This window comes from Acinetobacter lwoffii (assembly GCF_052078135.1).
Lineage (GTDB): Bacteria > Pseudomonadota > Gammaproteobacteria > Pseudomonadales > Moraxellaceae > Acinetobacter > Acinetobacter lwoffii_Z.
Genome location: NZ_JBQGUZ010000016.1, coordinates 47,426 through 69,950 on the forward strand (window position 1 = coordinate 47,426; position 22,525 = coordinate 69,950).

General features: G+C 40.9%; 23 protein-coding genes and 2 tRNA genes. 10 read left to right on the plus strand and 15 right to left on the minus strand.

Annotated features, from left to right (window positions below; translation table 11 throughout):
* Positions 1 to 12: 12 nt before the first annotated feature.
* Together pdxJ and ACTL4S_RS11365 are read left to right on the plus strand one after the other, a co-directional pair.
* Entirely contained in the window at positions 13 to 738 is a 726-nt protein-coding gene (gene pdxJ / locus ACTL4S_RS11360) for a pyridoxine 5'-phosphate synthase (protein ID WP_441299387.1), read from the plus strand.
* A 13-nt stretch (positions 739 to 751) separates the two neighbouring features.
* Complete coding sequence (locus ACTL4S_RS11365) at positions 752 to 1,405, plus strand: MiaE family protein (protein ID WP_005103794.1); 654 nt, start codon at positions 752 to 754, stop codon at positions 1,403 to 1,405.
* Positions 1,406 to 1,600: 195 nt separating this feature from the next.
* Here the strand turns inward: ACTL4S_RS11365 and ACTL4S_RS11370 are convergent.
* Positions 1,601 to 1,676 (minus strand) — tRNA-Asn (locus ACTL4S_RS11370).
* Positions 1,677 to 1,912: 236 nt separating this feature from the next.
* On the opposite strand from ACTL4S_RS11370, the gene ACTL4S_RS11375 reads away from it, so the two are divergent.
* Positions 1,913 to 2,368, plus strand: coding sequence for a hypothetical protein (locus tag ACTL4S_RS11375; protein WP_005103793.1), 456 nt, complete (start codon positions 1,913 to 1,915; stop codon positions 2,366 to 2,368).
* Between the two features lie 35 nt (positions 2,369 to 2,403).
* Here ACTL4S_RS11375 and ACTL4S_RS11380 read toward each other — a convergent pair whose 3' ends face one another.
* Positions 2,404 to 2,841, minus strand: a complete 438-nt coding sequence (locus ACTL4S_RS11380) for a PaaI family thioesterase (RefSeq protein WP_004279054.1) — start codon at positions 2,839 to 2,841, stop codon at positions 2,404 to 2,406.
* Positions 2,842 to 3,105: 264 nt separating this feature from the next.
* Here ACTL4S_RS11380 and ACTL4S_RS11385 point away from each other — a divergent pair, with 264 nt between their 5' ends.
* Positions 3,106 to 4,452 carry an MATE family efflux transporter gene (locus tag ACTL4S_RS11385; protein ID WP_441299388.1) on the plus strand — a complete coding sequence of 449 codons (1,347 nt, stop codon included), beginning with the start codon at positions 3,106 to 3,108 and terminating at the stop codon, positions 4,450 to 4,452.
* Between the two features lie 63 nt (positions 4,453 to 4,515).
* Here ACTL4S_RS11385 and ACTL4S_RS11390 read toward each other — a convergent pair whose 3' ends face one another.
* Together ACTL4S_RS11390 and map are read right to left on the minus strand one after the other, a co-directional pair.
* A complete protein-coding gene (locus tag ACTL4S_RS11390; RefSeq protein WP_005103791.1) occupies positions 4,516 to 5,751 on the minus strand; it encodes a pyridoxal phosphate-dependent aminotransferase in 1,236 nt (411 codons plus the stop codon).
* 255 nt (positions 5,752 to 6,006) lie between these two features.
* A complete protein-coding gene (gene map, locus ACTL4S_RS11395; RefSeq protein ID WP_114540898.1) occupies positions 6,007 to 6,834 on the minus strand; it encodes a type I methionyl aminopeptidase in 828 nt (275 codons plus the stop codon).
* 206 nt (positions 6,835 to 7,040) lie between these two features.
* Between map and rpsB the strand changes: the two genes are divergently transcribed.
* From rpsB to ACTL4S_RS11410, 3 genes are all read left to right on the plus strand, one after another.
* Positions 7,041 to 7,787 carry a 30S ribosomal protein S2 gene (rpsB, locus tag ACTL4S_RS11400; RefSeq protein WP_004279050.1) on the plus strand — a complete coding sequence of 249 codons (747 nt, stop codon included), beginning with the start codon at positions 7,041 to 7,043 and terminating at the stop codon, positions 7,785 to 7,787.
* Between the two features lie 142 nt (positions 7,788 to 7,929).
* On the plus strand, positions 7,930 to 8,805 hold the full coding sequence (tsf, locus tag ACTL4S_RS11405) for a translation elongation factor Ts (RefSeq protein ID WP_004279049.1): 876 nt from the start codon (positions 7,930 to 7,932) through the stop codon (positions 8,803 to 8,805).
* 145 nt (positions 8,806 to 8,950) lie between these two features.
* On the plus strand, positions 8,951 to 9,451 hold the full coding sequence (locus tag ACTL4S_RS11410; RefSeq protein ID WP_026055722.1) for a DUF3465 domain-containing protein: 501 nt from the start codon (positions 8,951 to 8,953) through the stop codon (positions 9,449 to 9,451).
* A gap of 33 nt (positions 9,452 to 9,484) precedes the next feature.
* On the opposite strand, the gene ACTL4S_RS11415 is transcribed toward ACTL4S_RS11410, so the two are convergent.
* The 7 genes from ACTL4S_RS11415 to ACTL4S_RS11445 form a co-directional block, all read right to left on the minus strand.
* Positions 9,485 to 9,940: an Mpo1 family 2-hydroxy fatty acid dioxygenase gene (locus ACTL4S_RS11415; protein ID WP_005106461.1), complete on the minus strand. Its 456-nt coding sequence runs from the start codon at positions 9,938 to 9,940 to the stop codon at positions 9,485 to 9,487.
* Positions 9,941 to 10,181: 241 nt separating this feature from the next.
* Positions 10,182 to 10,796: a septal ring lytic transglycosylase RlpA family protein gene (locus ACTL4S_RS11420; protein ID WP_004279046.1), complete on the minus strand. Its 615-nt coding sequence runs from the start codon at positions 10,794 to 10,796 to the stop codon at positions 10,182 to 10,184.
* A gap of 288 nt (positions 10,797 to 11,084) precedes the next feature.
* Positions 11,085 to 12,086, minus strand: coding sequence for a lytic murein transglycosylase B (mltB, locus tag ACTL4S_RS11425; protein ID WP_441299389.1), 1,002 nt, complete (start codon positions 12,084 to 12,086; stop codon positions 11,085 to 11,087).
* A gap of 306 nt (positions 12,087 to 12,392) precedes the next feature.
* Positions 12,393 to 13,046: a hypothetical protein gene (locus tag ACTL4S_RS11430; protein WP_004645603.1), complete on the minus strand. Its 654-nt coding sequence runs from the start codon at positions 13,044 to 13,046 to the stop codon at positions 12,393 to 12,395.
* 19 nt (positions 13,047 to 13,065) lie between these two features.
* The gene (gene queF, locus ACTL4S_RS11435; RefSeq protein WP_253138075.1) at positions 13,066 to 13,881 is read right to left on the minus strand and encodes an NADPH-dependent 7-cyano-7-deazaguanine reductase QueF; all 816 of its coding nucleotides are present in this window, start codon (positions 13,879 to 13,881) and stop codon (positions 13,066 to 13,068) included.
* Positions 13,881 to 14,654, minus strand: a complete 774-nt coding sequence (locus ACTL4S_RS11440; protein WP_004279041.1) for an ABC transporter permease — start codon at positions 14,652 to 14,654, stop codon at positions 13,881 to 13,883. The genes queF and ACTL4S_RS11440 overlap by 1 nt, the downstream gene beginning before the upstream one ends.
* The gene (locus tag ACTL4S_RS11445) at positions 14,651 to 15,586 is read right to left on the minus strand and encodes an ABC transporter ATP-binding protein (RefSeq protein ID WP_004645601.1); all 936 of its coding nucleotides are present in this window, start codon (positions 15,584 to 15,586) and stop codon (positions 14,651 to 14,653) included. The genes ACTL4S_RS11440 and ACTL4S_RS11445 overlap by 4 nt, the downstream gene beginning before the upstream one ends.
* Positions 15,587 to 15,776: 190 nt before the next feature.
* On the opposite strand from ACTL4S_RS11445, the gene ACTL4S_RS11450 reads away from it, so the two are divergent.
* A tRNA-Arg gene (locus ACTL4S_RS11450) sits at positions 15,777 to 15,852 on the plus strand.
* A 35-nt stretch (positions 15,853 to 15,887) separates the two neighbouring features.
* Here the strand turns inward: ACTL4S_RS11450 and ACTL4S_RS11455 are convergent.
* Entirely contained in the window at positions 15,888 to 17,459 is a 1,572-nt protein-coding gene (locus ACTL4S_RS11455) for a sensor domain-containing diguanylate cyclase (RefSeq protein WP_071850991.1), read from the minus strand.
* Positions 17,460 to 18,454: 995 nt separating this feature from the next.
* Here ACTL4S_RS11455 and ACTL4S_RS11460 point away from each other — a divergent pair.
* The gene (locus ACTL4S_RS11460) at positions 18,455 to 18,673 is read left to right on the plus strand and encodes a hypothetical protein (protein WP_005103627.1); all 219 of its coding nucleotides are present in this window, start codon (positions 18,455 to 18,457) and stop codon (positions 18,671 to 18,673) included.
* 252 nt (positions 18,674 to 18,925) lie between these two features.
* Here the strand turns inward: ACTL4S_RS11460 and ACTL4S_RS11465 are convergent, their stop codons facing one another.
* From ACTL4S_RS11465 to ACTL4S_RS11475, 3 genes are all read right to left on the minus strand, one after another.
* Entirely contained in the window at positions 18,926 to 19,276 is a 351-nt protein-coding gene (locus ACTL4S_RS11465; RefSeq protein ID WP_441299390.1) for a hypothetical protein, read from the minus strand.
* 219 nt (positions 19,277 to 19,495) lie between these two features.
* A complete protein-coding gene (locus ACTL4S_RS11470; RefSeq protein ID WP_180038767.1) occupies positions 19,496 to 20,143 on the minus strand; it encodes a hypothetical protein in 648 nt (215 codons plus the stop codon).
* Between the two features lie 101 nt (positions 20,144 to 20,244).
* The gene (locus tag ACTL4S_RS11475; RefSeq protein ID WP_441299391.1) at positions 20,245 to 20,943 is read right to left on the minus strand and encodes a 3'-5' exonuclease; all 699 of its coding nucleotides are present in this window, start codon (positions 20,941 to 20,943) and stop codon (positions 20,245 to 20,247) included.
* A gap of 330 nt (positions 20,944 to 21,273) precedes the next feature.
* Here ACTL4S_RS11475 and ACTL4S_RS11480 point away from each other — a divergent pair, with 330 nt between their 5' ends.
* Positions 21,274 to 22,521, plus strand: coding sequence for an alpha/beta hydrolase (locus ACTL4S_RS11480; RefSeq protein WP_313564689.1), 1,248 nt, complete (start codon positions 21,274 to 21,276; stop codon positions 22,519 to 22,521).
* The last annotated feature ends 4 nt before the right edge of the window (positions 22,522 to 22,525 follow it).

The following is a 22,525-nucleotide window of genomic DNA, read 5'->3' on the forward strand; positions in this document are numbered from 1 at the left end:
TAGGAAAAGATTATGGCTGCATTACTTGGTGTCAATATTGACCATGTCGCAACATTAAGACAAGCACGTGGTACGACGTACCCAGACCCAGTCAATGCTGCATTGATCTGCGAACAGGCAGGGGCAGAAGGCATTACCTTGCACTTGCGTGAAGACCGTCGTCACATTCAGGATGACGATGTGCGTCGTATGCGTCCTGCGTTAAAAACCCGTATGAACCTTGAGTTGGCGGTAACAGATGAAATGATCGCCTTTGCCAAGGAAATCAAGCCACAGCATGTTTGTTTTGTTCCTGAAAAACGTCAGGAAGTGACCACTGAAGGTGGTCTGGATGTCGTGGGTAATTTTGATGCTGTAAAAGCCGCGACTCAAGAGCTGGAAGCCATTGGTTGTGATGTATCTTTATTTATTGATGCCGATTTTGCACAAATTGATGCAGCAGTTGCTTGTGGTGCACCGACGATTGAGATTCACACAGGCGCCTATGCCGATGCAGAAACTCCAGAAGCGCAACAAGCGGAACTGGAACGCATTGTGAGAGGTGCTGAATATGCTGCATCTAAAGGTTTGGTGGTAAATGCGGGCCATGGCTTAAATTTGGATAACGTGACGCCGATTGCTGCGATTCCACAGATTCATGAGCTCAATATCGGTCATTCTTTAATTGCAGATGCAGTATTTGTTGGCCTAGCACAAGCCGTTCAGCAAATGAAAGCCGTGATTAAGTCAGCGCGTTAAGATCAGAGTAATTATGTCGAATATTAATTATGATGAACTGATGCTGCCGGTGATTGCTTTCCTCGGTTGTGAAACACCGCAAGCATGGCTGGATATGGCGGTCGAAAATCTTGAAATCTTGATGCAAGATCATGCCAACTGTGAAAAAAAAGCAGCCAGCACGGCCATGAACCTGATGTTCCGCTATAGCTATTTTGTTGATCTACAGGTAAAGCTTGCACAGCTGGTGCGTGAAGAAATGCTGCATTATGAGCAAGTACTTGAATTGATGAACAAGCGCGGTCAGGCTTGGCAGAACTTGAGTGCAGGGCGTTATGCTGGTGGTTTGCGTAAGGAAATCCGCACTTTTGAGCCTGAAGCCTTGATTGATGTCTTGGTGATTGGTGCCTTTGTGGAAGCACGTTCCTGTGAGCGTTTCTACGCACTTGCTTCGCGTGTTGATGATGAGTTAGCACGTTACTACCGCTACCTGCTCAAGTCCGAATCTCGCCATTTTGAAGACTATCTGGCTTTGGCGATGGATGTGGCTACCACAGCGAAACTGAAAAATCCAAAAGAGGATATTCAGGAGCGAATCCTGCATATTCGTGAAGTTGAAAAACAGCTAATTCTCACGCCTGATGAAACTTTCCGTTTTCATAGCGGTGTTCCGGCTCAAGCGGCTTAATCTCGGTGACAGCTTAAAAATCCTCCATCTATGGGGGATTTTTTATATCTCGAAATTTTAAAAGAGGGGTATTTATATATCGAGTTTTATGAGGGATTGAAAATAATTATTTATTTTAAATATTTGAAAATAACAAGCCGTCAAATTTTAAGTAATAAAAAAGCCCACTTCATTATGAGTGGGCTTTCTTGAATTTGGCTCTCCAACCTGGGCTCGAACCAGGGACCTGCGGATTAACAGTCCGTCGCTCTACCGACTGAGCTATTGGAGAATCTGAAAGCGATTATAGAGAGATTTTGACAGGGGTCAAGCAAAAATTATCATATTTATTATAAATACAGCCTGTCTGTTTTTAATTTAGGCAATTGCATAAATTTCACGAAAAATACTTGTCAGAATAAATTTCACTTGCTAGATTAAAACCATAAAGTCGTTTGACCAAATGGTCAAACAGTGTGGATTTAAACCTACTTGCCAGCACAAAAATGGCTAAACCGGAGACAGCGAATGAATACGCTCAGCATCCCTCAAATTTTCTCTCAACTGGCTTATTATCAAGAAAACTATCTGCAAATTATTGCTGATCCTGCACAGTATTATATCCCGGTTAAAGACGCTCATATCACGCTATGGCCCTTGGCGCAAAAATCACTTTATTTAGGTGATTTGCTGCAATTATGGTTTGCAGAAAAATGGTTGGTAGAAACTGAACGTCAATTTAACTTTGAAGTTTTCCTGAATGCAGACTATCTGAAAGAGCAAGACAAAGATCTTTATATCTATGCCATTTCTGGGAATCTTTTGACGGGAACCAATCAGTCTAAAGCGTGGCAAGCCTCAATAACACAAACACAAGATGTGGAATTAGCCAATGTTTCCAAGCATTATTTTGAGTTTCAAGGCTTAACTCGACCACGCTTGTCATTTGTTGAAGCGGGGCAGGCGAAAAGCAGTATTATTTAAATGAATTACCTGATGAGTTGTGCAGGCTAGCAATTTCATTCAGTCCGAATAATCATACAGGTCGCAGTGGCATGAGCATACAGGCGACCTTCTTCATCCAGAATCTGACCTTCAGAAATACCTAAATTTTTACTGAGATTAATTGATTTTCCTACGGCTTTCAGTGGCTGATTCTGAGGTATAGGGCGGCACATCTTTACATTCAGATCAATGGTGCCATAACCGACACCTGCTTCAAGTAAAGTATGAATCGCGCAGCCTGTCACGGTATCCAAAACGGTTGCAGCAAAACCACCATGGACGCCGCCAAGCGGATTTAAATGTCGATGATCAGCTTTGACCTTAAATTCTACATGTCCGCTTTCAATCACTGCTGGTTGCATCGACATGGTTTCGCTAATACTTGGGGCCGGGATTTTTTCATCACGCATCGCTTCCAGTAATGCTAAACCGCTCATTTCTTTTGGGTTCATTGTAATTTTCCTGTCATTATTCTTGAGTTGTTGAGATTTAATTCAAAATTGTGACATCGATAATAGCAATCTGGTATAGGAATGGCGGATTATTTTGTAAGAAGTACATTGCCTGCACCTGAGTAAAGTCATTTTTATAAAAAATAAGAAATAGAATGAGTTATGGCAGGATACTGGTATACATTTCTAATGAAATATCTCAGATCTAAATAATCTGCCAAAAAACGAATCTTATAAAAGAATTAAAAATCGAGTGATAGGGTAATGAAAAAGTTTCTGCATCTTTGGGTGCCTATTTTTCTCAGTAATGCCATTATTATGCTCAGTAGTTTGTTCGACGTGATTTTTCTATCACATTTTTCACCTCAGCATGTGGCTGCATTGGCAGTCTGTTTGTCTGTTTATTCTTTGTGCTTTGTGACGGGTATTGGGGTGTTACAGGGCATGATGCAAGAGCTGGCAGAAGCCAATGGACGTCAGGATTATGCGGATATACAGCGTATTGTGAAGCAAAGTATTTTGATTGTACTGGTGATTTCTGCTGTTGCGATGTACCTGTTTAATCATGCAACTCCTTTACTTCATTTTTTAAAGGCAGATGCGGCCTTACAGGCATTGATTGTGTCATGTCTGTGGCTGTTGGCTTGGACGATTCCAGCGCATTTATTGTTGCGCATTTTATATATTTTAACCCAAGCCTGTGGGCAGGCTAAGCGCGTGTTCTACGCCAATATGATCTATTTACTGCTCAAAGTGGCTTTGGCTTATGTCTTGATTTATGGCATTGAAGGTTATGTTACAAGCTATGGGGTTGAAGGTGCATTCATGGCACATTTGATTGTGCAGTGGGTACTGTTGTTTGTTTACTATTTTTTCTTCCTTGAGCGGAAGTTAAAGATCCAGTGGTCTGGTGTTTTCTTTCACTGGCAGACTTTGTGGAAAATTTTAAAAATTGGATTGCCCAATGCGGTGGTGACTTTTGTGGATGTATTTGCCATCAGCGCGATTGCTTTGCTGATCTTGCCTTCGGGTGACATTGTAGTGAATGCACATCAGGTGATGCTTGGTTTATTGGGCTTGATGTTTATGTTGCCGATGTCGATGGCATCCGCCTTCGGTATTTTGGTGTCGACTAAAATCGGTGCGGAGCAGATTGATGCTGCATGGCAACTCAGTAAATGGGCACTGATGGCTGTGATGCTAATAGCTATCGTTGTCATGTTGACTATTTGGGGTTTAGATAGTTGGATTGTAGGGTTATTTAGCAATGATGCGCAGGTGATTACATTAGCCTTGGCATCGATCTTGTTAATGTGTTGGATGCATATCTTTGATGAGCTACTGGTGATTAGTTTGGCAATGCTACGTTGCTGGCGTGAAATTGTCAGACCAATGTTTATTTTTATCAGTACGGTGTTGGTCGTGGGCTTAGGGGGTAGTTGGTATGTGGCGTATCATCCAATGACACTGTTCAATTGGCAAAGCAATGCATTAGGGATTCATGGGTTTTCGTGGATGTTGAGTATTGCGTACACGATTGCAGCAAGTCTATGTTTTGTTTGTTTACTCATTAAATACTTGAGCTATAAGCGAATACGGCTCACTGTTTAATACATGTTGAAGAACATAAAAAAACCCGCGAAATTCGCGGGTTTTTTTATTTAGCAAGCTAGATTATTTTGCAGCTTTTTCAGCTTCGATTGAAGCAATCGCAGCGTCAACGCCTTCAATTGAGTCAGCAGCTTTTTTGATACGTGCAAGTGCATCAACAAGTACTTCGTCAGCCGTTGCGTAAGAGATGCGCATGAAACCGCCAAGACCGAATGCATCGCCAGGAACCACTGCAACGCCAGTCTCTTCCAGTAACCATGCAGAGAATTCTGTGCAAGATTTAAGACCTTTGGCACGAATCAACGGTTTGATGTTGGCATATGCATAGAATGCACCATCAGCAGGCAGGCAAGAAATACCGTGAATATCATTCAAGCCTTTCACAACCAGGTCATGACGACGTTTGAATGCTTCAATCATTGGCTCAAGTACATCTTGAGGACCGTTCAATGCAGCTTCAGCAGCAACTTGCGAAATAGAAGTTGGGTTTGAAGTCGATTGAGACTGGATCTTCTTCATTGCGCCAATCAGTTTAGCAGGGCCCGCTGCGTAGCCGATACGCCAGCCAGTCATTGCATAGGCTTTAGACACACCGTTTAACACAATCGTGCGGTCATAAAGGTCTGGAGCAACAGTTGCGATGTTGTAGAACTCGTCATCCCAACGGATTGGTTCATACATGTCGTCAGATGCGATAAATACTTCTGGGTATTTACGAAGTACGTCAGCCAGCGCTTCAAGCTCAGCTTTAGTGTAGATCATACCTGTAGGGTTAGATGGGCTGTTCAATACCACTAGACGTGTTTTGTCCGTGATTGCAGCTTCTAATTGTTCAGGGGTGATTTTGAAACGTTGTTCTTCACCACATTTCACAATAACTGGTACGCCTTCAGCGATGATCACCATGTCCGGGTAGCTTACCCAGAAAGGTGCAGGAATAATCACTTCATCACCTTTGTTTAACAAAGCAAGTGCCAAGTTAAAGAATGATTGCTTACCACCACAAGAAACCAGAATCTGGTTTGCTGCATAGTCTAGGTTATTGTCGCGTTTGAATTTAGCAATAATGGCTTTTTTAAGACCTGGCGTACCGTCAACAGCGGTGTATTTGGTGAAACCGTTGTTAATCGCTGCAATTGCTGCATCTTTGATGTGTTGAGGGGTATCAAAATCTGGTTCACCTGCGCCCAAACCAATCACGTTGTGACCTGCAGCTTTTAATTCAGCAGCTTTGTTGGTCACAGCAAGCGTAGGGGACGGTTTGATGGCATTCACACGATCAGAGAGACGTACGTCCACGGCAGTATTCCTTCTTATAGGGATTAAAAAATAAAAAGCACATTATCTTAGCCTAAAATGGTGCAGATAGGGCAAAAGAATTTAGAAAACTTTAAGGAAAAAAATGTTGTATTGGCCGAACTTTATCTTGAATTTCGATGTGCTGGAAGCAGGCAAGGGGAGACTTTTTACATCTCGGTCATGCATACGAATGCATGAAATATAAAATAAAAATGGCCACTTTAAAGTGACCATTTTGTGTTGTTGATGTTGTGGTTACGCACTAAAGCGTGACAAATCTTCGTCCGGGCGTGCTGTTAAAATTTCCGCGCCGGTTTTGGTCACCAGAATCGTATGTTCATATTGTGCTGACAATGAATGGTCTTTGGTGACCACTGTCCATTTATCACCGAGTAATTTGGTTTTCCAGTCACCACCATTGACCATTGGCTCAATGGTAAAGGTCATGCCTTCTTCAAGTACCATGCCGGTATCTGGCTGACCATAATGCAGCACTTGCGGTTCGTCATGGAAAGTTGTACCAATACCGTGACCACAATATTCACGTACCACGCCAAAACGCTCGGATTCAACATACTGCTGAATGGCATGACCAATATCGCCAATGGTTGAACCCGGTTTTACAGTTTCAATACCCCGGTACATGGCTTCTTGCGCTACCTTACATAGACGGTTGGCAAGAATAGTGGTTTCACCACCCACGATGTACATCATGTTGGTGTCACCATGATAGCCATCTTTAATCACGGTCACATCAATGTTCAGGATGTCGCCTTTTTTCAATTTTTTACTGTCTGATGGAATGCCGTGACACACTACGTGGTTCACAGAAGTACAAATAGTATGTTGGAAGGCAGGTCGACCCGGTGCAGCGCCATAGCCTAAGCATGCTGGAATCGCCTGTTGTTGATTGACAATATAATCATGACAAATCGTATCAAGTTCCAGAGTGGTGACACCCGGAACAATATGCGGTTTGATCATATCCAAAACTTCTGCCGCCAGTCGCCCTGCCACACGCATTTTTTCAATTTCGTCAGGGGTTTTGATGAGTCGACGTGGAGCTTGGTAAGTGTTGTTCATGATCTCTAAAAACTTTTGGAAATTTGTGTGTGACTATGGTATAAATAGCCGCCCATTTTATCAAATGCTTTTTCGTGAATAAATTTCACGGGCTTTGTGCGATGAGGCAAAAAATCCGCACATATATCGACACATTACTCTGGGTGCCCTTTAGGGTGGAGAATGCGGGTATATGGAGGCCTAACCCAAACTTTAAGGTAAAGAAAATGGCAGATTACAACGTAAGCATGCGCGACCTTCTTCAAGCTGGCGCGCACTTTGGTCACCAAACTCGTTTCTGGAATCCAAAGATGCGTGATTACATCTTTGGTGCGCGTAACAAAATTCACATCATCAACCTTGAGCACACTGTTCCTGCGTTAAATGATGCTTTGAACTTTGCTAACAACTTGGCTAGCAAAAAGAACAAAGTTTTGTTCGTTGGTACTAAACGTGCAGCTTCTGCGATCATCCGTGAACAAGCTCAACGCGCTGGTCAACCATATGTAGATCACCGCTGGTTAGGTGGTATGTTGACGAACTGGAAAACACTTCGCCAATCTATCAACCGTTTAAAAGACCTTCAAACTCAATCTCAAGACGGTACTTTCGCTAAGCTGACTAAACGTGAAGCTCTAGAGCGTACTCGTGAGATGGAAAAACTTGAGCGTGGCTTAGGCGGCGTTAAAAACATGGGTGGTTTACCTGACGCATTATTCGTAATCGACGTTGATCACGAAGCGATTGCAATCAAAGAAGCTAAGAACCTTGGTATTCCTGTAATCGGTATCGTTGATACAAACTCTAACCCAGACAACGTAGACTACGTTATCCCGGGTAACGATGATGCGATCCGTGCAGTAACACTTTATGCTTCTGCTATGGCTGATGCGATTCTTGCTGGTAAAGAATATGCTCAATCACAAGCAAATGCACAAGCTAAAGCAGAAGAAGCTCCAGCTTCTGAGGCTTAATGCGTTTGACGCTAGCTTGTCATTTTTGCGACATGTGATGGTGGCAAAGTAAGCGTTATGTATGCAGGCGGCCCATGAGAACTCCTCTGGGCCGTTTCTGTTCTAAAAAGAATTCATTTTCTACCGAATTTAGGAGATAAACATGACTGCAGTTACAGCAAGCATGGTTAAAGAATTGCGCGATCGTACTGGTCTTGCAATGATGGAATGTAAAAAAGCTTTGACAGAAGCGGGCGGCGACGTTGAACTAGCGATCGACAACCTACGTAAATCTGGTCAAGCTAAAGCTGCTAAAAAAGCAGGTAACATTGCTGCTGACGGCGCAATCACAATTGCTCAAGACGGCAACAAAGCACTTCTTCTAGAAGTTAACTGTCAAACTGACTTCGTTGCAAAAGACGAAAACTTTGCTGGTTTCTCTGCGAAAGTTGCTGCTGCTGCACTTGCTGCAAACGTAACTGATCCTGCTCAAATCGCTGAATTGAAACTAGAAGATGGTGCAACTGTTGAAGAAGCGCGTATCGCTCTTGTTCAAAAGATCGGTGAAAACATCCAAGTACGTCGTGCGAAAATTGTTGAAGGCGAAAACCTTGCAGTTTACAAACACGGTCTTAAAATCGGTGTTGTTGTTTCTTACACTGGTGATGAAGCTACAGGTAAAGGCTTGGCAATGCACGTTGCTGCGTTCAACCCAGTTGCTGTAAATGCTGAAGGCGTTTCTGCTGAGCTTATCGCGAAAGAGAAAGAAATTGCTGAAGCGAAAGCACTTGAATCTGGCAAGCCAGCAAATATCGTTGAGAAGATGGTTGTAGGTTCTGTTGAGAAATACTTGAATGAAGTTGTGCTTGAGCGTCAAATGTACGTAATCGACAACGATAAGAAAGTTGCAGACGTTCTTAAAGCAACTGGTACTACAGTTGCAAACTTCGTTCGTTTCGAAGTTGGTGAAGGCATTGAGAAAAAAGCAGAAATGAGCTTCGCTGAAGAAGTTGCTGCTGCTCAAGCTGCTGCAAAATAATTCCTTAGGAATTAGAAAAAGCCCTATCTGATTGATGGGGCTTTTTTATGTTGATTTGTTCTTCATCAGCAATTCAAGAATAGGATTTGGGTTTGGTGATAGAGCTCAGATCATGTATTCATCATTTAATAAAAAAGTTATAAAAATGCCAAATAAAACCAATCTGAGCATCGGTGCAGTCATTGCACTGTTGATTGCTGCTTATCTGGGCCTGGATCTACAACAATCCCAACCACTTATTCCATCCGCATCTGATACTACAACTGAAACGCTTGATTCAGAGCCTAATTTAGTACCCTCTCAAACGACTGATGATCTGGACCGAATTGCACGGGCGTTTCAACAGCGCCAGAGTGATCTACAAGTGCGTTCAAGCGGGCAGGTGATTGCCGTTTTGCCAGATGATCATGAAGGATCGCGCCATCAAAAGTTTATCCTCGAATTACCAAATGGCCAAACTGTACTGGTTGCACATAATATCGATCTGGCACCGCGTATTCAGAGTATTCAAAAACAGGATCAGGTCGAGTTTTATGGAGAATATGAATACAGTGACAAGGGCGGGGTGATTCACTGGACGCATCATGACCCTGCGCGAAAACATGTCGATGGCTGGTTAAAACATCAAGGAAGAACCTATCAATAAGGTTCTTCCAATTGGATAAATCGAATATGGCGTTTAAACGCTCATAATTGCGCTGTTATGGCGCGATTTCCAGTTCGGTAGGATTTTACCTAAATAGGCATCCATGCACCAAATTGGGCCAATGAGGAGGAATTGGAGGTCTTTGAAGAACGAAGGCTTTTTACCTTCCACTTTGTGCCCATAAAATTGGCCAATCCAGGCTAAGACAAACAGGGCAATAAAGAAACCGGTACCGACTGGCAGAATCCAGATGAGCCAAGCCATCACCAACGTTAATACAGCCATCGCTACTGCCAAAACAAGATCTAGGCGTGCATAGAAGATAAAAGCCAAAACCAGTAGCAGGGTAGTCAGCAAAGCGCTGAAATGCGCTAGAATGCCAATAATCGAAAAATAGATGGTCGGTACGCAAACCCAGTGAATCAGCTTATTGGTTTTATTTTGATGGCTGTCACTATATTCATCAAACCATTCAGATATTGTTTTCATTCTTCGCTCCATTCCATGAACATGTTTTGCTTATCTGGAAATATAAAGCAGAATCCGGATGTGGTCAAAAGTTAATCATGCAGGTGAAGGGATTTTATCAGGCAGGATGAACATGCCAAAATTTTCTTGAAAGAACTTTAAGATAGGGCTGAGCAGGAGCGTTTATATTCTTCTAGAAAATGAGCACAATAAAAAAAGCCACATTGCTGTGGCTTTTGTTAAATGTGTTGCAGGTCAAATCTTAAGAATTTGGGCCAGCGACACGTTCAATACTGACTTTTGCAGTACCGGCACTGGTAATACCTAACTGTTTCGCAGCACCGTAAGATAAATCAACAACACGGTTACCATGGAAAGGACCGCGGTCATTTACTTTAACCACGACGCTCTTGCCGTTATTGCGGTTAGTTACACGAATATAGCAGTTCAATGGCAGGCTACGATGAGCAGCAGTCATTGCGTTCATATCAAAGGTTTCACCGCTTGCAGTTTTACGGCCGTGGAATTGACGACCATACCAAGACGCTGTACCTGTCTGACTGAATTTACGTACAGTATTAGAAGCCACTGTATTCAGTTTTTCAATCACTGAAGGCTCTTCTGCAGGAAGTTCAATTTTCGCTGCAATGGTTTCACGGCGAACTTTATCGCCAGAACGCTCAGTGATTGAAAGGCTGTTCAAATTTGTGAAATTTGAATTGAAGCTTTGAGCTTCTTTATTGAGTACTCGCGTTGCAAGACGCGAATTGTCATTTTCATTGGTGAATGAAGATGACGGAACCATATCTGCCTGTGATTGCGTCAGCGTGACGATCGTGGCAATGGCCATAAAAGACTTCAAAATTGAAGAATGCATCGAATCAACTCCTAACAGCATATCTATTGGTTGTTCATAAATGGCTGAAAAACCATATAAACATGCCTGATATTTAACTTATGCAACTACATTTAACGAAATGGATAATATTCATGCCGACAATACCCTGTCTAGTGTTTAATTAAAATAGTTAAAAAAAGAACGCAAAATAAACAATGATTGATTAAAAAATAATCAATATTGTAACATGATATTAAAATTGCTTAAAATACGTACAAATTAACCTATAAAAATGTTGACTTTCATAATTTATATTAATTTTCAGTGTTAACGGCTGGTAATTTCGGTACCTAATAGCCACAAAGCAGTAGCATACATACGGCTACGATTATAAGTGGTAATCACTTGAAAATTTGGATAAGTGATGTAGTAAATCGAGCCATAATTCTCTTGTAATTGAATTACATTGACCAGATCCAGATCGTCAATTTTTACGATTGGATTCATTGGGCTGATGCCTTGCGTTTTTAACACACCATAAGGCATAGGTTGAGTCAGATCTTTGGCAATCACGGTATCGGGATTTGAACCGGTATAACGTGCCGGAAAGGCAATGGGCTGATTACGCTGCCAGCCGTGCTGTGCCAGATAGTTGGCAATCGAACCAATCGCATCTACCGCTGAGTTACGCAGGTCAATATGACCATTGCCATCGTAGTCCACGCCGAATTTTGGAATGTTGCTCGGCATAAACTGCGGATAGCCAACAGCACCGGCATAAGAACCCACCACAGAAGATGTGGCAACACCATCTCTATATGACCAGGCAATTAAAGCAGCCAGTTCATCCTGAAAATACTGGGCACGACGTTCATAACCAAACCCTAAGGTTGCCAGGGCATCACGAGTGACAAAAGAGCCCTTGTTGCTGCCAAAACCGGTTTCTACACCTAAAATGCCCAGAATGATCGATTGTGGTACACCAAACTGCTGTTCAGCACGGTTAAGCGTTTCTGCATATTGCTGTTTAAAGCGTACGCCGCGCTGAATGGTAGATTCAGCCAGGAAGTTAGTCTTATACGAATACCAAGGCTTACTTTCACCTGGGCGATTCATGATATTGATGATATTGGGCAAATTACGCGTCCCGTTCATGGCGGAATCTACTTGCTGGGCACTCAGCCCATAGCTCTGCATGGCGTTCTGCTTAAAGCTGGCATAAGAGGGGTGATATTGGAAATCGTTGGCCAGACTCAAACTGCTGAGACCGAATGTGGTAAGTGCGATTGAAAGCTGCTTAAACTTTTTATAAAAATCCGATTTCAACATCTTGCTACGATTTCCAGTTTTTTTAGATGAGTTGCTGGCGATGTCATTTGAATCATGCCATGAAAAAGATTGATAAAATTTTTTCAATCGTGGGGCTTAAAGTGCCAGATTAAAGATAACATTCGGATGAATAAGAGACCTAGCCGCTTATACAAAAATAGCGATGGATTGGCTATTTTTACGGCAGTCTGTCTTATAGAGCCGCTTATCTGTAACAAGTTATTTCACTGATCATAAAAAAGCCTGACCGAAGTCAGGCTAATTCCTCAAGATTTATAGAAAATCTTGAGATCATGCTGTGAAAAACTATTCTGTATAGAACAAAGTGTCGTGATATTCGGCCATGGCGCGCAGCTCATCTTTATTCAAATTCAGAATAATTTTATCTGCTGCCATATTGATGGCCTTGATCACTGCAGATGCGCCAATATCTGCTGCCTTACGTTTGATCATGCCAAGATCCAGGGTTTTATTAAAGTCGACCATAAAATGTCGTACTGTCGCTTCACCAAATTGCTTGTACAGGTTACTGAACGCTTGTTTATCGATACTCTGACCGGCTTTAAGTTCTGCATAATGATGTTTTAAATTCGTCACCAGATTGGCATCTAGTGACTCACCAATGCGGAAATGTCCTTCAGGATCTTTAAACAGACTGCGCTCAGAGAATGCAATCGACTCTCTGACTACGTCATTTGGTGCTTTACTCAATAACTGCTTCAGCAAAACTGCAACAGTAGACTTGATATAGCCAGCCAGTTTTTCCGCAGTATCGCGTTTATCACTGGCAGGAAAGCGACGCACCAGCTCGGTAAGAATCGCATCAATAATTTCATCATTAATCATTAATGCGGTTTTATCACGCAATGGGTAAAGCGGCTCACTTGAATTTTTGTTTTTTTGTGCAGTCTGAATTGTATTTAAAAGCTCTGCAGAAGGAATAAACCCAAAAAATGGCATTGTTCAACCTCAATGTTTTTTATTGTCGCGCTAAACGAATAGGGCGAGGCATCCATGTTAAATCCGATACACGGCAAGGGTTGATATCCAATCCACCACGGCGTGTATAGGTTGCGTAGACCATCAGCTTTTCCGGTTTCAGTTGCTGCCAGATATCGGCGAACATCTGCTCCACACATTGTTCGTGGAACCCATTATGCTGACGGTAGGAAATAATATAAGCTAAAATACTCTTATAACAAGGTTTTTTACCTTGATAACGTATAAAAACTGTTCCCCAGTCCGGCTGGCCAGTGACAGGGCAGTTACTTCTGAGTAAATGTGAATACAGCTGTATTTCGCCTTCTGCTGCATCCTTCGAATCCAAAGCCAATAAACTGGCATCTGGATGATTTTCCAGACGGTCAGGTATAAGCTCATCAATACAGATACCTTCCGGCTTACTGATCTCTAATTCATCGACCTGAAACAGTTGCAGTTTGACTTCAGCTTCAGCCGCAGTAGATAAATCTTTTTCTACCGTCGCTATAAAGGCTTCTTTAGATTCAAACTTGGCAAAGTTCAGACTATTGAAATACAGCTTCAAGGATTTGGATTCGATCAGATTCGGCGAGGACGCTGGCAAGCTAATGCGGCCAATGGCGACTTGTGGCACACCTGCTGGATTTAACCAGGAAATTTCAAACACATGCCACCAGTCTGCACCTTGCTGAATCGCTTCAACATGTGCGTATTGTTCACGGGCAGGCGCGCGTGAAATCGGAAACAGAACATCAGGATGATATTCTGTCGGGTAATTGGTGTCTTTACCAAGGAGAGATTGTTCTACACTCATTATTCACGCATTCCTGAACCACGGGAGAGTAAATGATAGGCCACTGCATACAGCACGGCACAACATAAGGTAATCACTGTCAGTGAAATGGCAACATTGACATCGCTATGTCCTAAAATGCCATAGCGGAAGGCATTGACCATATACACGACAGGATTAATTAAAGATAAATTTTGCCAGAATGGGCTTAAGCTCGAAATAGCATAAAACACACCACCTAAATAGGTCAGTGGTGTTAAAACAAAAGTCGGGATGATCGAGATATCATCGAAAGATTTGGCATAGACGGCATTGATAAAACCACCCAAGGAAAACAGCAGGGAAGTAATCAAGACTGTATATATAGTCACAAACCAGTTAGTGATGTATAAATCGGCAAAAAATAAGCTCACGGCACTGACAATGATTGCCACCAGTATCCCACGAATCACACCGCCCAATACATGCCCCCATAAAATGGCATGCATCGGTACAGGACTCATGATCAGTTCTTCAATGCTTTTCTGGAATTTTGAGCTGAAGAAACTAGACGAGACGTTGGCATAGCTGTTGGTGATCACGGCCATCATAATCAGACCGGGCACAATGAACTCCATATAACTATAGCCGCCCATTTCTCCAATGCGTGAACCGACCAGATTACCGAAGATCACAAAGTACAGGCTCATGGTGATTGCAGGTGGCAACAGGGTCTGTGGCCAGATGCGCATAAAGCGACGCACTTCTTTATAGATAATGGTATATAAAGCTACGCTGAGTTGATTAATGTTCATTGCGCAGCTCCATCCAGATTTTTCTCGACCATTTTCACAAAAAGTTCTTCCAGACGATTGGATTTATTGCGCATACTGCGTACCTGAATATTTTGTGATTCCAGCAATTGGAACAGATCATTCATGGTATGTGCCTTGTCCATGGTGATTTCTAAAGTCATCGGATCGATCAGGTTAAAACGCACGCCGATGATATCCAGATGCAAAGGTTCAATCGGTTCGGCCAGATCAAAAATAAACGATTCTTCATTGAGCTGACTCAGGAAGCTTTTCATGGTGGTGTCTTCTTTAATCACACCGCGATCAATAATCGCAATACGGCGACACAGCATTTCTGCTTCTTCTAGATAATGTGTGGTCAGAATGATGGAAGTGCCTTTTTCATTCATCTCGTTCAAAAATTCCCACATCGAACGACGCAACTCGATATCAACACCAGCCGTCGGTTCATCCAGAATCAGCAGTTTCGGTTCGTGCATCATGGCACGCGCGATCATCAGGCGACGTTTCATCCCGCCCGATAACATGCGGGCCTGAGTGGCACGCTTTTCCCATAAACCCAGTTTGGTCAGATAAAGCTCCGCCCGTTCCTGTGCAATTTTTTTAGGAATGCCGTAATAGCCTGCCTGAGTCACCAAAATATCAAAGGTTTTTTCAAACTGGGCAAAGTTGAATTCCTGAGGTACTACACCTAGGCACTGTTTGGCCTGGGAAGGGTGGGTATCCAGATTATGACCAAAAATTTCGACTGTACCGGAGGTTTTTTTTGTTAATGAGCTGATAATACCGATGGTAGTAGATTTTCCTGCGCCATTAGGCCCCAATAGCGCATAAAATTCACCTTCTGGTACATTTAAGTTAATCCCTTTCAATGCCTGAAAGCCATTGCGATAGGTCTTTGACACATCCCTTAAGATCAGTGCATCAGTCATGAATATCTCAAATGGTGAAAAGTTGAGATATTGTGAGTGATCTCGCAAAATAAGCCAAGTGATTCACATGCAATTCTGTGTTGCTGTTTTGGAACATTGTATAAAGCTTAAGCATAAAAATGATGAAGTTAGAGATAGTTGCTTTACCTTATGCTTTTTTTTGTTATGATGTGCGCGATCCAAAAAAGATGCGCTCATAGCTCAACTGGATAGAGTACAGGTCTCCGAAGCCTGTGGCGTGGGTTCGAGTCCCGCTGAGCGCACCATTTATTTAAACTATAAAACTGAAAAATAAATCAAATTAGTATCGCACACAGTTGCGGCCATCATCTTTCGCCCGATAAAGATTGTTATCGGCAATTTTCAAAACGTCTAGAATATTTTTAGAACTGTCTGGCCAAGAAGCAATACCAATCGAAATGCTGATGAAACCTATGTTGTGAATTTCTTTACATGCAATCTCTTTTCTGAACCTTTCTGCACTTTCATAAACTTCAGTAAGATTGCTGTTCGGTATAATAATGATAAATTCTTCACCGCCATAACGGCAGCAAATATCATCTTTACGAAATTTTTGCTGCATCGTCTTGGCAATATGCTTTAAGACAACATCACCTTGATCATGACCATAATTGTCATTCACGTTTTTAAAGTGATCCACATCCATCAGAAGTACTGAAAACGGGATGTTCATTTTCATGTTTTGAGTCATGACGTAATTTAAACCACGACGATTCATCAAGCCGGTTAAAGGATCCGTATTAATATGATGATCCATCTTGCTCATTTGTTGTGAAAATTTGCGAACACTGAGCAGTAGGGCTAACTTGAATTTTGTGACCTCATAGTACCAAGGCTGGATATTCTTAATTTTTGAACCGATTTCTGCCTGATTTAGCAGACTCGCCATATCTGCCAGTTGATTCAACGGGGCCGAGATAGAGTCAGACAGTCGCCATACAATATAAAAAACAAGCAGATAAAATAAAAAGAATCCTGCGGCTAATTTATAAAGGATAGAATTTGCCTGTTTAAGTAAATCATGGGTGGGTTGTTGGGAAACCACGATCCAGTTTGAAGTCGGAATATGAGAAAAACCCGCCAGATTATCAGTGCCCTGGCTATTGATTAAACGAATTTGACCATTTTTATGCGCATGCATATATTCCAGACCAGTATTATTGCTGGCCAATTGACCGATTCTTTCACGATCGGGATGGAAAATAATTTTATTTTCATTGTTAATCACATACATATAACTATTCTTATAATTTTTATAAGTGGTTAGAAGCTGATTAATTACATTTTTTTCTTTTAAATAAATCGCTGAACCGATGAAGCCCTGATAGTGATTTGACTTGTCAAAAATAGGTTGAGAAATAAACACAATCATATTTTTTTGCACAGAAAAATAGGGCGAAGATATATAAGTCGATTTTTTATGAAGAGAGTCAATAATCCCTTGAGTATGTTGTATTTTGCTTTTATCAATATGCAGAATATTAGGGGAAAAGTTTATCAGTCTGCCTTGGGTGTCACTGATCACAACACTGTTATAGTGTTCAGACTGATATTTTAATTTATTGACCTCGGCTTCTCTTAGCTCATTGTTATTAAAGTCTTGACCTAATATCTTGGCACTATAGTCCAGCTCAAGAAGCATATTTCTAAAATGGTTGTCTGTGCTTAATGCAATTTTATGTGCATGATCAGAGTTTAAGGCAAGAGAATTGTCGATTAACTGATTTTTTACGATCTGATAGCTAATAATGAGAGAAATAATAAAAAGGCTAGACACACTAAAAATAGCCAATAAAAGTATTAACTGCCTTAAATTGAGATCAAGGTGTTTCCTAAAATTATTAGCTGACATAAAAAATTAGATATACCTCGATGTATTTATGAGCATTGTATTGCATTTATATTCAATGTTTAAGGTTGATATAAAATTAAATTTCCATTAAGTGGGAGCTTTTATTTCGATCAAATTTAGAATTTATAGATTGCTTGGCTGTAAATAGGGTGGATTTGAAAAGCTGAGTAAGGTTCTGAATATTTTACTATGCTGCAAATAAAAATATGGTATTTAACGTTCAGAAAATCAATTGAATAATTTTGATTTCCTCATGTAAGTTATTAAATAATCAGACAAAAATATGGTTAATTGACATTGATGGGAGGTTAAATTGTCGCCATTTTTTGAAAAATAATCATTTTAAAATTAGTCGTATCGATTCATGACAGCAGTTTCTTTGAATATTGCGTCCTTTTCCGGAAGTATTTTTTATTTATAAAAAATCATATTCCAACTTAAATTTTAAAGCGCTTATTGAGATTATGAACGAGAGTATTGAGCCGTCTATGCAACGGGAAGTTGTATGCTTAATAAGGTATTTTTCTAGAAATCAATAAATTAGATAAAGATGATATGAATGCAAAATTCTTCGTAAGACAAGCCAGAAATATTCTAATCTGCTTTAAAAAAATGACAATTGGAATCTTGTATAAGTCTTCTTTTAGAAGTGTAAAAGAGTATTGTTGGCTAAAAAAATACTGTTATATTGAACTCATGGTAGGTCGTAAAACCAATAAGACGCTACCGATAAGTTGGACGGATCAATGACAGTTAGTTGAGTTTGATGTTCATCACCAGACAATAAATCTAGCACTAGCCATCCAACACAGAGCTCGCAGAAATGCGAGCTTTTTTAATGTCTGCGCAATTCATTCAGTTTAATATTCTTTTTATTATAATCCCTCCAGATAAAAAAGTTTACATTGCCAAATTCGTTAACATCTTGAAGATTAATCGCTTGGCTAATTATGGTATAAAAAACTGCAAATTGGATAATGAGAGAGGAAGGAAAAATGTCAAAGATGATTGATATCAAGGTGAAAGATCAATTTAGCCAAGTGACTGAAGCGAAAGCGATGCTGCGTTCCTTTGCAGAGCACAACATTCATCATGCAGCTGAGTTGGTCAAAAAAATTGAACATATTGTGGTGGATGGTGAAACGATTCTGCCGAGTATTGAGCTATTATTTGAAAGCCAAAAATCTTCAAATATTTATCGCGTTGTCGAATAATTTAATCAGTGAACTTCAGATAGGTAGAAAAAAATTGAACTTATTTATCCGAAATCACCGATTCAGCAGTTAAAAAACTCACCATTTAGGTGAGTTTTTTATACTCTGGTATTTGCCAGCTTGGATACTAATGTATGCAGCTATAATCAGAAGCTGATTCAATCTCTAAGAGAAGACAACGTGGTAGTGAGCCTTGATTGGCCGAAGAAATTCCCCATACCAATAAAAAAGTTCGCTAGAGTGAGCAAGTATTTAAATCTGTTTAAGCTGTACATCCACATCATATTTTTCAAATTTTTGCAAAATCTGCGCTAAAGTTTGCTGTGCGATTGTATGCTCAGGGCTTAAAGAAATTTCCTGACGAGTCGTGCTGTCAAAACATTCAATGGCCTGGATCAGCCAATGATGCTCAATGGGACTTTTTTGAATCAACACACGGCGCGGTTGCAAGCTGTCACTGATCTGGCGGGGAAGCACATAGGTAATCGCCAGTTGCACAAATTGCAGTTCTTCAACCGGACTTAAAAAGGTGATCACCCAGTTGCCAATTTTACTCAGTTGCATGGGATTATCGAACGCATCGAATTCTAAATAATGTGACATATACATGATCCAATCGGATGTCTATGCTCACCTATATGGCGGGATTGTAATTCTTTTTCTATCACGCTTAAGTCGGATATTTCGAGCTTTAAATTTTGCTTAAATATAAATATATCAAATAACCAATTAGTTATCTTGAATAATTAAAGCTGCCTCATTATTAAACTCACTTATTTAAGAGTTTAAAAGACTAAGATGTTCTTATTCAGGCGCTTCATTTTACTGCAATTGATCTAAAGCAAAATTGATCTGCTTCAGAATGTGATTCAATTCTTGGGGAGCAATACGGCTTTCCTGAAGGGACGTGATCCATTGCATTTGGCACAGTTTTAAACTGCGCGTATCCGGCGCCTGTAAAATCTGATGAATTTGCTGCTTGGCCATCAAGCCACAATATTTTTGTAAGCTTTCCATCATCATATATTTAAGGTCTTCAAAAGACATAGGTTGCAGTTCAGGCAGCTTTTTTGCATGGCTTGAATCCGTTTCAGCAGATGGAATGTCCTGCGCTACTTTAATGGATTCCATCTCAGGATGGAGTTCTTTTGTCGCAGAAGCTGCTGCTATCGATGAGTCCAACGATCGGTGAATCTCGGAGTGTGCCAGGTCAACTTTTGTATCTGTTCTTGCATCAGCCTGCTTTTGACTGATGGCTACCTCGCCCGTTTCAGCTGGAATAATTAAATCCATGGCATAAAGCTGATCTAAGAGTTCGGCAGGAGCAAGCTGTTGTTTTAAGCCATCATTTAATAAGTTGAAATCCTGGCTGCCGATCAGAACCAGTAAGCGGCGTTGGCGTGCGGTCAGTGGGATGGAGCGATCCTGTAGCACCTCGATCCCACGTTGAGTTTTATAAAAATGCATCATAGCTGAATAGATTGTTGCTAAAATTCATCTAGAGCATAGTCTGTGAAAATTACATTAATATGAAGTATTTATTAAAATACTGAGGTTTATTTTGATAAGACCTATAATGTCGTGATCGCCGTATTTTCAAGGGCCTTACGTAAATAAGGATCCAGTTCATCCTGACGCAATAGCCATTGCACATAGTCAGTAGGAAGTTTGGCGATGGCAGTACCGCGATGTTTGCCAAAATTAATCGTACGTGGAATTCGGGCATCTTCAGAAGCGTCGAATAATTCCTGCATACTGTTGATTTTTAAATGATGCACAATATGCATCAAAATATTGGCAGTTAAAATAATATCCATATCGGCACGATGCGCTTTACGGATCATTTCACGCGCTCTTTCGCTGCCTTTGGTGATCATATAAATCAGGGCAGAAATATTGTGTGCTTCCGCATCTGGCCAGACCCGACGTGCTAAAGCCAGTGTACAAATCGCCTTGATTTTTGAAGTATCTACGCCACATTTTTCGATGGCACGGACGTCATAATCAATATTATGGCCGATCATGTAGACGGTTTCATCAGGCAGGCGAAAGGTACTGTAATGCGGCTGACCTTCCAGATCCGATTCCAGAATATGATGCACGGCCATGGCAGCAAAAGAAATAGCTTCGTCACATGAGTAGAGCTGATCAAACAGGCGGCTTTTATCCAGACTGATTTTATGCTCTACAATTTCGACAGGCGCATAAGCAATTTCGATGGGTTGGCCATTTAAAGTATGCGTTTCGGTATCAAGAATAATGGCCTGCATGTCGGAAATGTGCCTGAAAAGAGAGGAGAGTAAAATCTAACATTATTATTTTGCAACTGACAATTGAATTGCTTTATTTCTGTATTAATTGCAGGCTTTTTAACGTATGACGACTATTTGATAGTTCTGGGAATAGGAAATTCTCTATTCTTAAGTTGGCTGATTTCATAATAAATCTAAACTGGCGCGAATTTAATAGAAAAAATAACGCATTCTTTTCTTGATATTGTTTAGATAAATTGGGAAATTACATGTAGTTTTATCGTTTGTTAAAGATAAAACCAGAAAAACTCATTAGAGATGATAATAAATAAGATAAGGATAAGATCGATGAAACGTCAAGTATTGACCTGTGCTCTTCTCACATTAAGTGTAGCCTTAACTGCTTGTAACGATGATAGTGATAATGATCGTTTTTACGAGTCCAAACCTGCTGTTCCAGTAAATAATATCGATAATCCAGTCGTGGCAACACCTGTAGCCTATACTCAAACGGATTTCTCCGGGATCGCTGACGAAAGTGTGATCATGACTTATAAGATGTTAGGAATTAATGGTAAGGAAACACAAGCTACTGCATTAGTTTTCACACCCGAGGGAACGCCTCCAGCTACAGGCTGGCCAATTGTGGCATGGGCACATGGAACTACCGGTGTAGCTGATCAGTGTGCGCCGAGTCGAAAAGCGCTGAATGATTATATCAAAGCCATGATTGGCGGGTTTCTCCAAGCTGGCTATATTGTAGTGGCACCTGACTATGAAGGTTTAGGAGAGCCAAGTGGAAAAGAACTTCATCCTTTCTTGAATCTGAAAAGTGAAGCTTATTCTATTACTGATGCAGTTGTGGCTGCACGAAATTATTTAGGTTCACAAGCGTCCAATCAATGGGTTGCAGTAGGGCATTCTCAAGGTGGCCAGGCAGCTTTAGGTGCTGCGCAATATGCAGCACGTGCTTCTAAGATGACCTATAAAGGTACGGTAGCTTTAGCACCGGCTTCAAATTTCAATCTGATTTTGACAGGAGGTGAACAACAGGCGGGACAAGAAACAAATCTGGATAAAAAAATTGGAACTTTAGCATCTTTAGATACCTTTACTGCATTGATTGTTGCCGGTTTGCGTAACCCGAACCCAAATTTGCAATATAGTCAGATTTTTAAAACACCAACCGACGAAATCGCGAAAAATGCAGAAACTGATTGCTATGATGTATTAGGCCAGAAATTTGGTACTGCAATGTATGCTTATGCACAATCAAATAATAACTCAGTAAATAATTATCCTCGTACTCAAACTAACTTTATGAGTATTCCAGTCGTAAAGAGCTTCTTAGAAAAAGATTCTCAGCCTTTACTTGTTAAAGTTTCTACGCCAGTGATTATTTATCAGGGTTCAGCAGATAGTACCGTTCCCAAAGCAGCAACAGATGTTTTGGTTGCACTCGCCAATCAGAAACAAACTTCAGTACGTTATATTACGGATGAGTCAAATGCGACTAAATGGGATCATGGTAGCGTCTATGCACTGAATATTCCTAATATTATTTCAGATGTAAAATCTCTAATGCCAATTCAATAACTTA

What these genes read in the sequence shown, in the direction of transcription:
- pdxJ (WP_441299387.1), top strand. Translation starts at nt 13, where the DNA reads ATGGCTGCATTACTTGGTGTCAATATTGACCATGTCGCAACATTAAGA.
- ACTL4S_RS11365 (WP_005103794.1), top strand. Translation starts at nt 752, where the DNA reads ATGTCGAATATTAATTATGATGAACTGATGCTGCCGGTGATTGCTTTC.
- ACTL4S_RS11375 (WP_005103793.1), top strand. Translation starts at nt 1,913, where the DNA reads ATGAATACGCTCAGCATCCCTCAAATTTTCTCTCAACTGGCTTATTAT.
- ACTL4S_RS11380 (WP_004279054.1), bottom strand. Translation starts at nt 2,841, where the DNA reads ATGAACCCAAAAGAAATGAGCGGTTTAGCATTACTGGAAGCGATGCGT.
- ACTL4S_RS11385 (WP_441299388.1), top strand. Translation starts at nt 3,106, where the DNA reads ATGAAAAAGTTTCTGCATCTTTGGGTGCCTATTTTTCTCAGTAATGCC.
- map (WP_114540898.1), bottom strand. Translation starts at nt 6,834, where the DNA reads ATGAACAACACTTACCAAGCTCCACGTCGACTCATCAAAACCCCTGAC.
- rpsB (WP_004279050.1), top strand. Translation starts at nt 7,041, where the DNA reads ATGGCAGATTACAACGTAAGCATGCGCGACCTTCTTCAAGCTGGCGCG.
- tsf (WP_004279049.1), top strand. Translation starts at nt 7,930, where the DNA reads ATGACTGCAGTTACAGCAAGCATGGTTAAAGAATTGCGCGATCGTACT.
- ACTL4S_RS11410 (WP_026055722.1), top strand. Translation starts at nt 8,951, where the DNA reads ATGCCAAATAAAACCAATCTGAGCATCGGTGCAGTCATTGCACTGTTG.
- ACTL4S_RS11415 (WP_005106461.1), bottom strand. Translation starts at nt 9,940, where the DNA reads ATGAAAACAATATCTGAATGGTTTGATGAATATAGTGACAGCCATCAA.
- ACTL4S_RS11420 (WP_004279046.1), bottom strand. Translation starts at nt 10,796, where the DNA reads ATGCATTCTTCAATTTTGAAGTCTTTTATGGCCATTGCCACGATCGTC.
- mltB (WP_441299389.1), bottom strand. Translation starts at nt 12,086, where the DNA reads ATGTTGAAATCGGATTTTTATAAAAAGTTTAAGCAGCTTTCAATCGCA.
- ACTL4S_RS11430 (WP_004645603.1), bottom strand. Translation starts at nt 13,046, where the DNA reads ATGCCATTTTTTGGGTTTATTCCTTCTGCAGAGCTTTTAAATACAATT.
- queF (WP_253138075.1), bottom strand. Translation starts at nt 13,881, where the DNA reads ATGAGTGTAGAACAATCTCTCCTTGGTAAAGACACCAATTACCCGACA.
- ACTL4S_RS11440 (WP_004279041.1), bottom strand. Translation starts at nt 14,654, where the DNA reads ATGAACATTAATCAACTCAGCGTAGCTTTATATACCATTATCTATAAA.
- ACTL4S_RS11445 (WP_004645601.1), bottom strand. Translation starts at nt 15,586, where the DNA reads ATGACTGATGCACTGATCTTAAGGGATGTGTCAAAGACCTATCGCAAT.
- ACTL4S_RS11455 (WP_071850991.1), bottom strand. Translation starts at nt 17,459, where the DNA reads ATGTCAGCTAATAATTTTAGGAAACACCTTGATCTCAATTTAAGGCAG.
- ACTL4S_RS11460 (WP_005103627.1), top strand. Translation starts at nt 18,455, where the DNA reads ATGTCAAAGATGATTGATATCAAGGTGAAAGATCAATTTAGCCAAGTG.
- ACTL4S_RS11465 (WP_441299390.1), bottom strand. Translation starts at nt 19,276, where the DNA reads ATGTCACATTATTTAGAATTCGATGCGTTCGATAATCCCATGCAACTG.
- ACTL4S_RS11470 (WP_180038767.1), bottom strand. Translation starts at nt 20,143, where the DNA reads ATGATGCATTTTTATAAAACTCAACGTGGGATCGAGGTGCTACAGGAT.
- ACTL4S_RS11475 (WP_441299391.1), bottom strand. Translation starts at nt 20,943, where the DNA reads ATGCAGGCCATTATTCTTGATACCGAAACGCATACTTTAAATGGCCAA.
- ACTL4S_RS11480 (WP_313564689.1), top strand. Translation starts at nt 21,274, where the DNA reads ATGAAACGTCAAGTATTGACCTGTGCTCTTCTCACATTAAGTGTAGCC.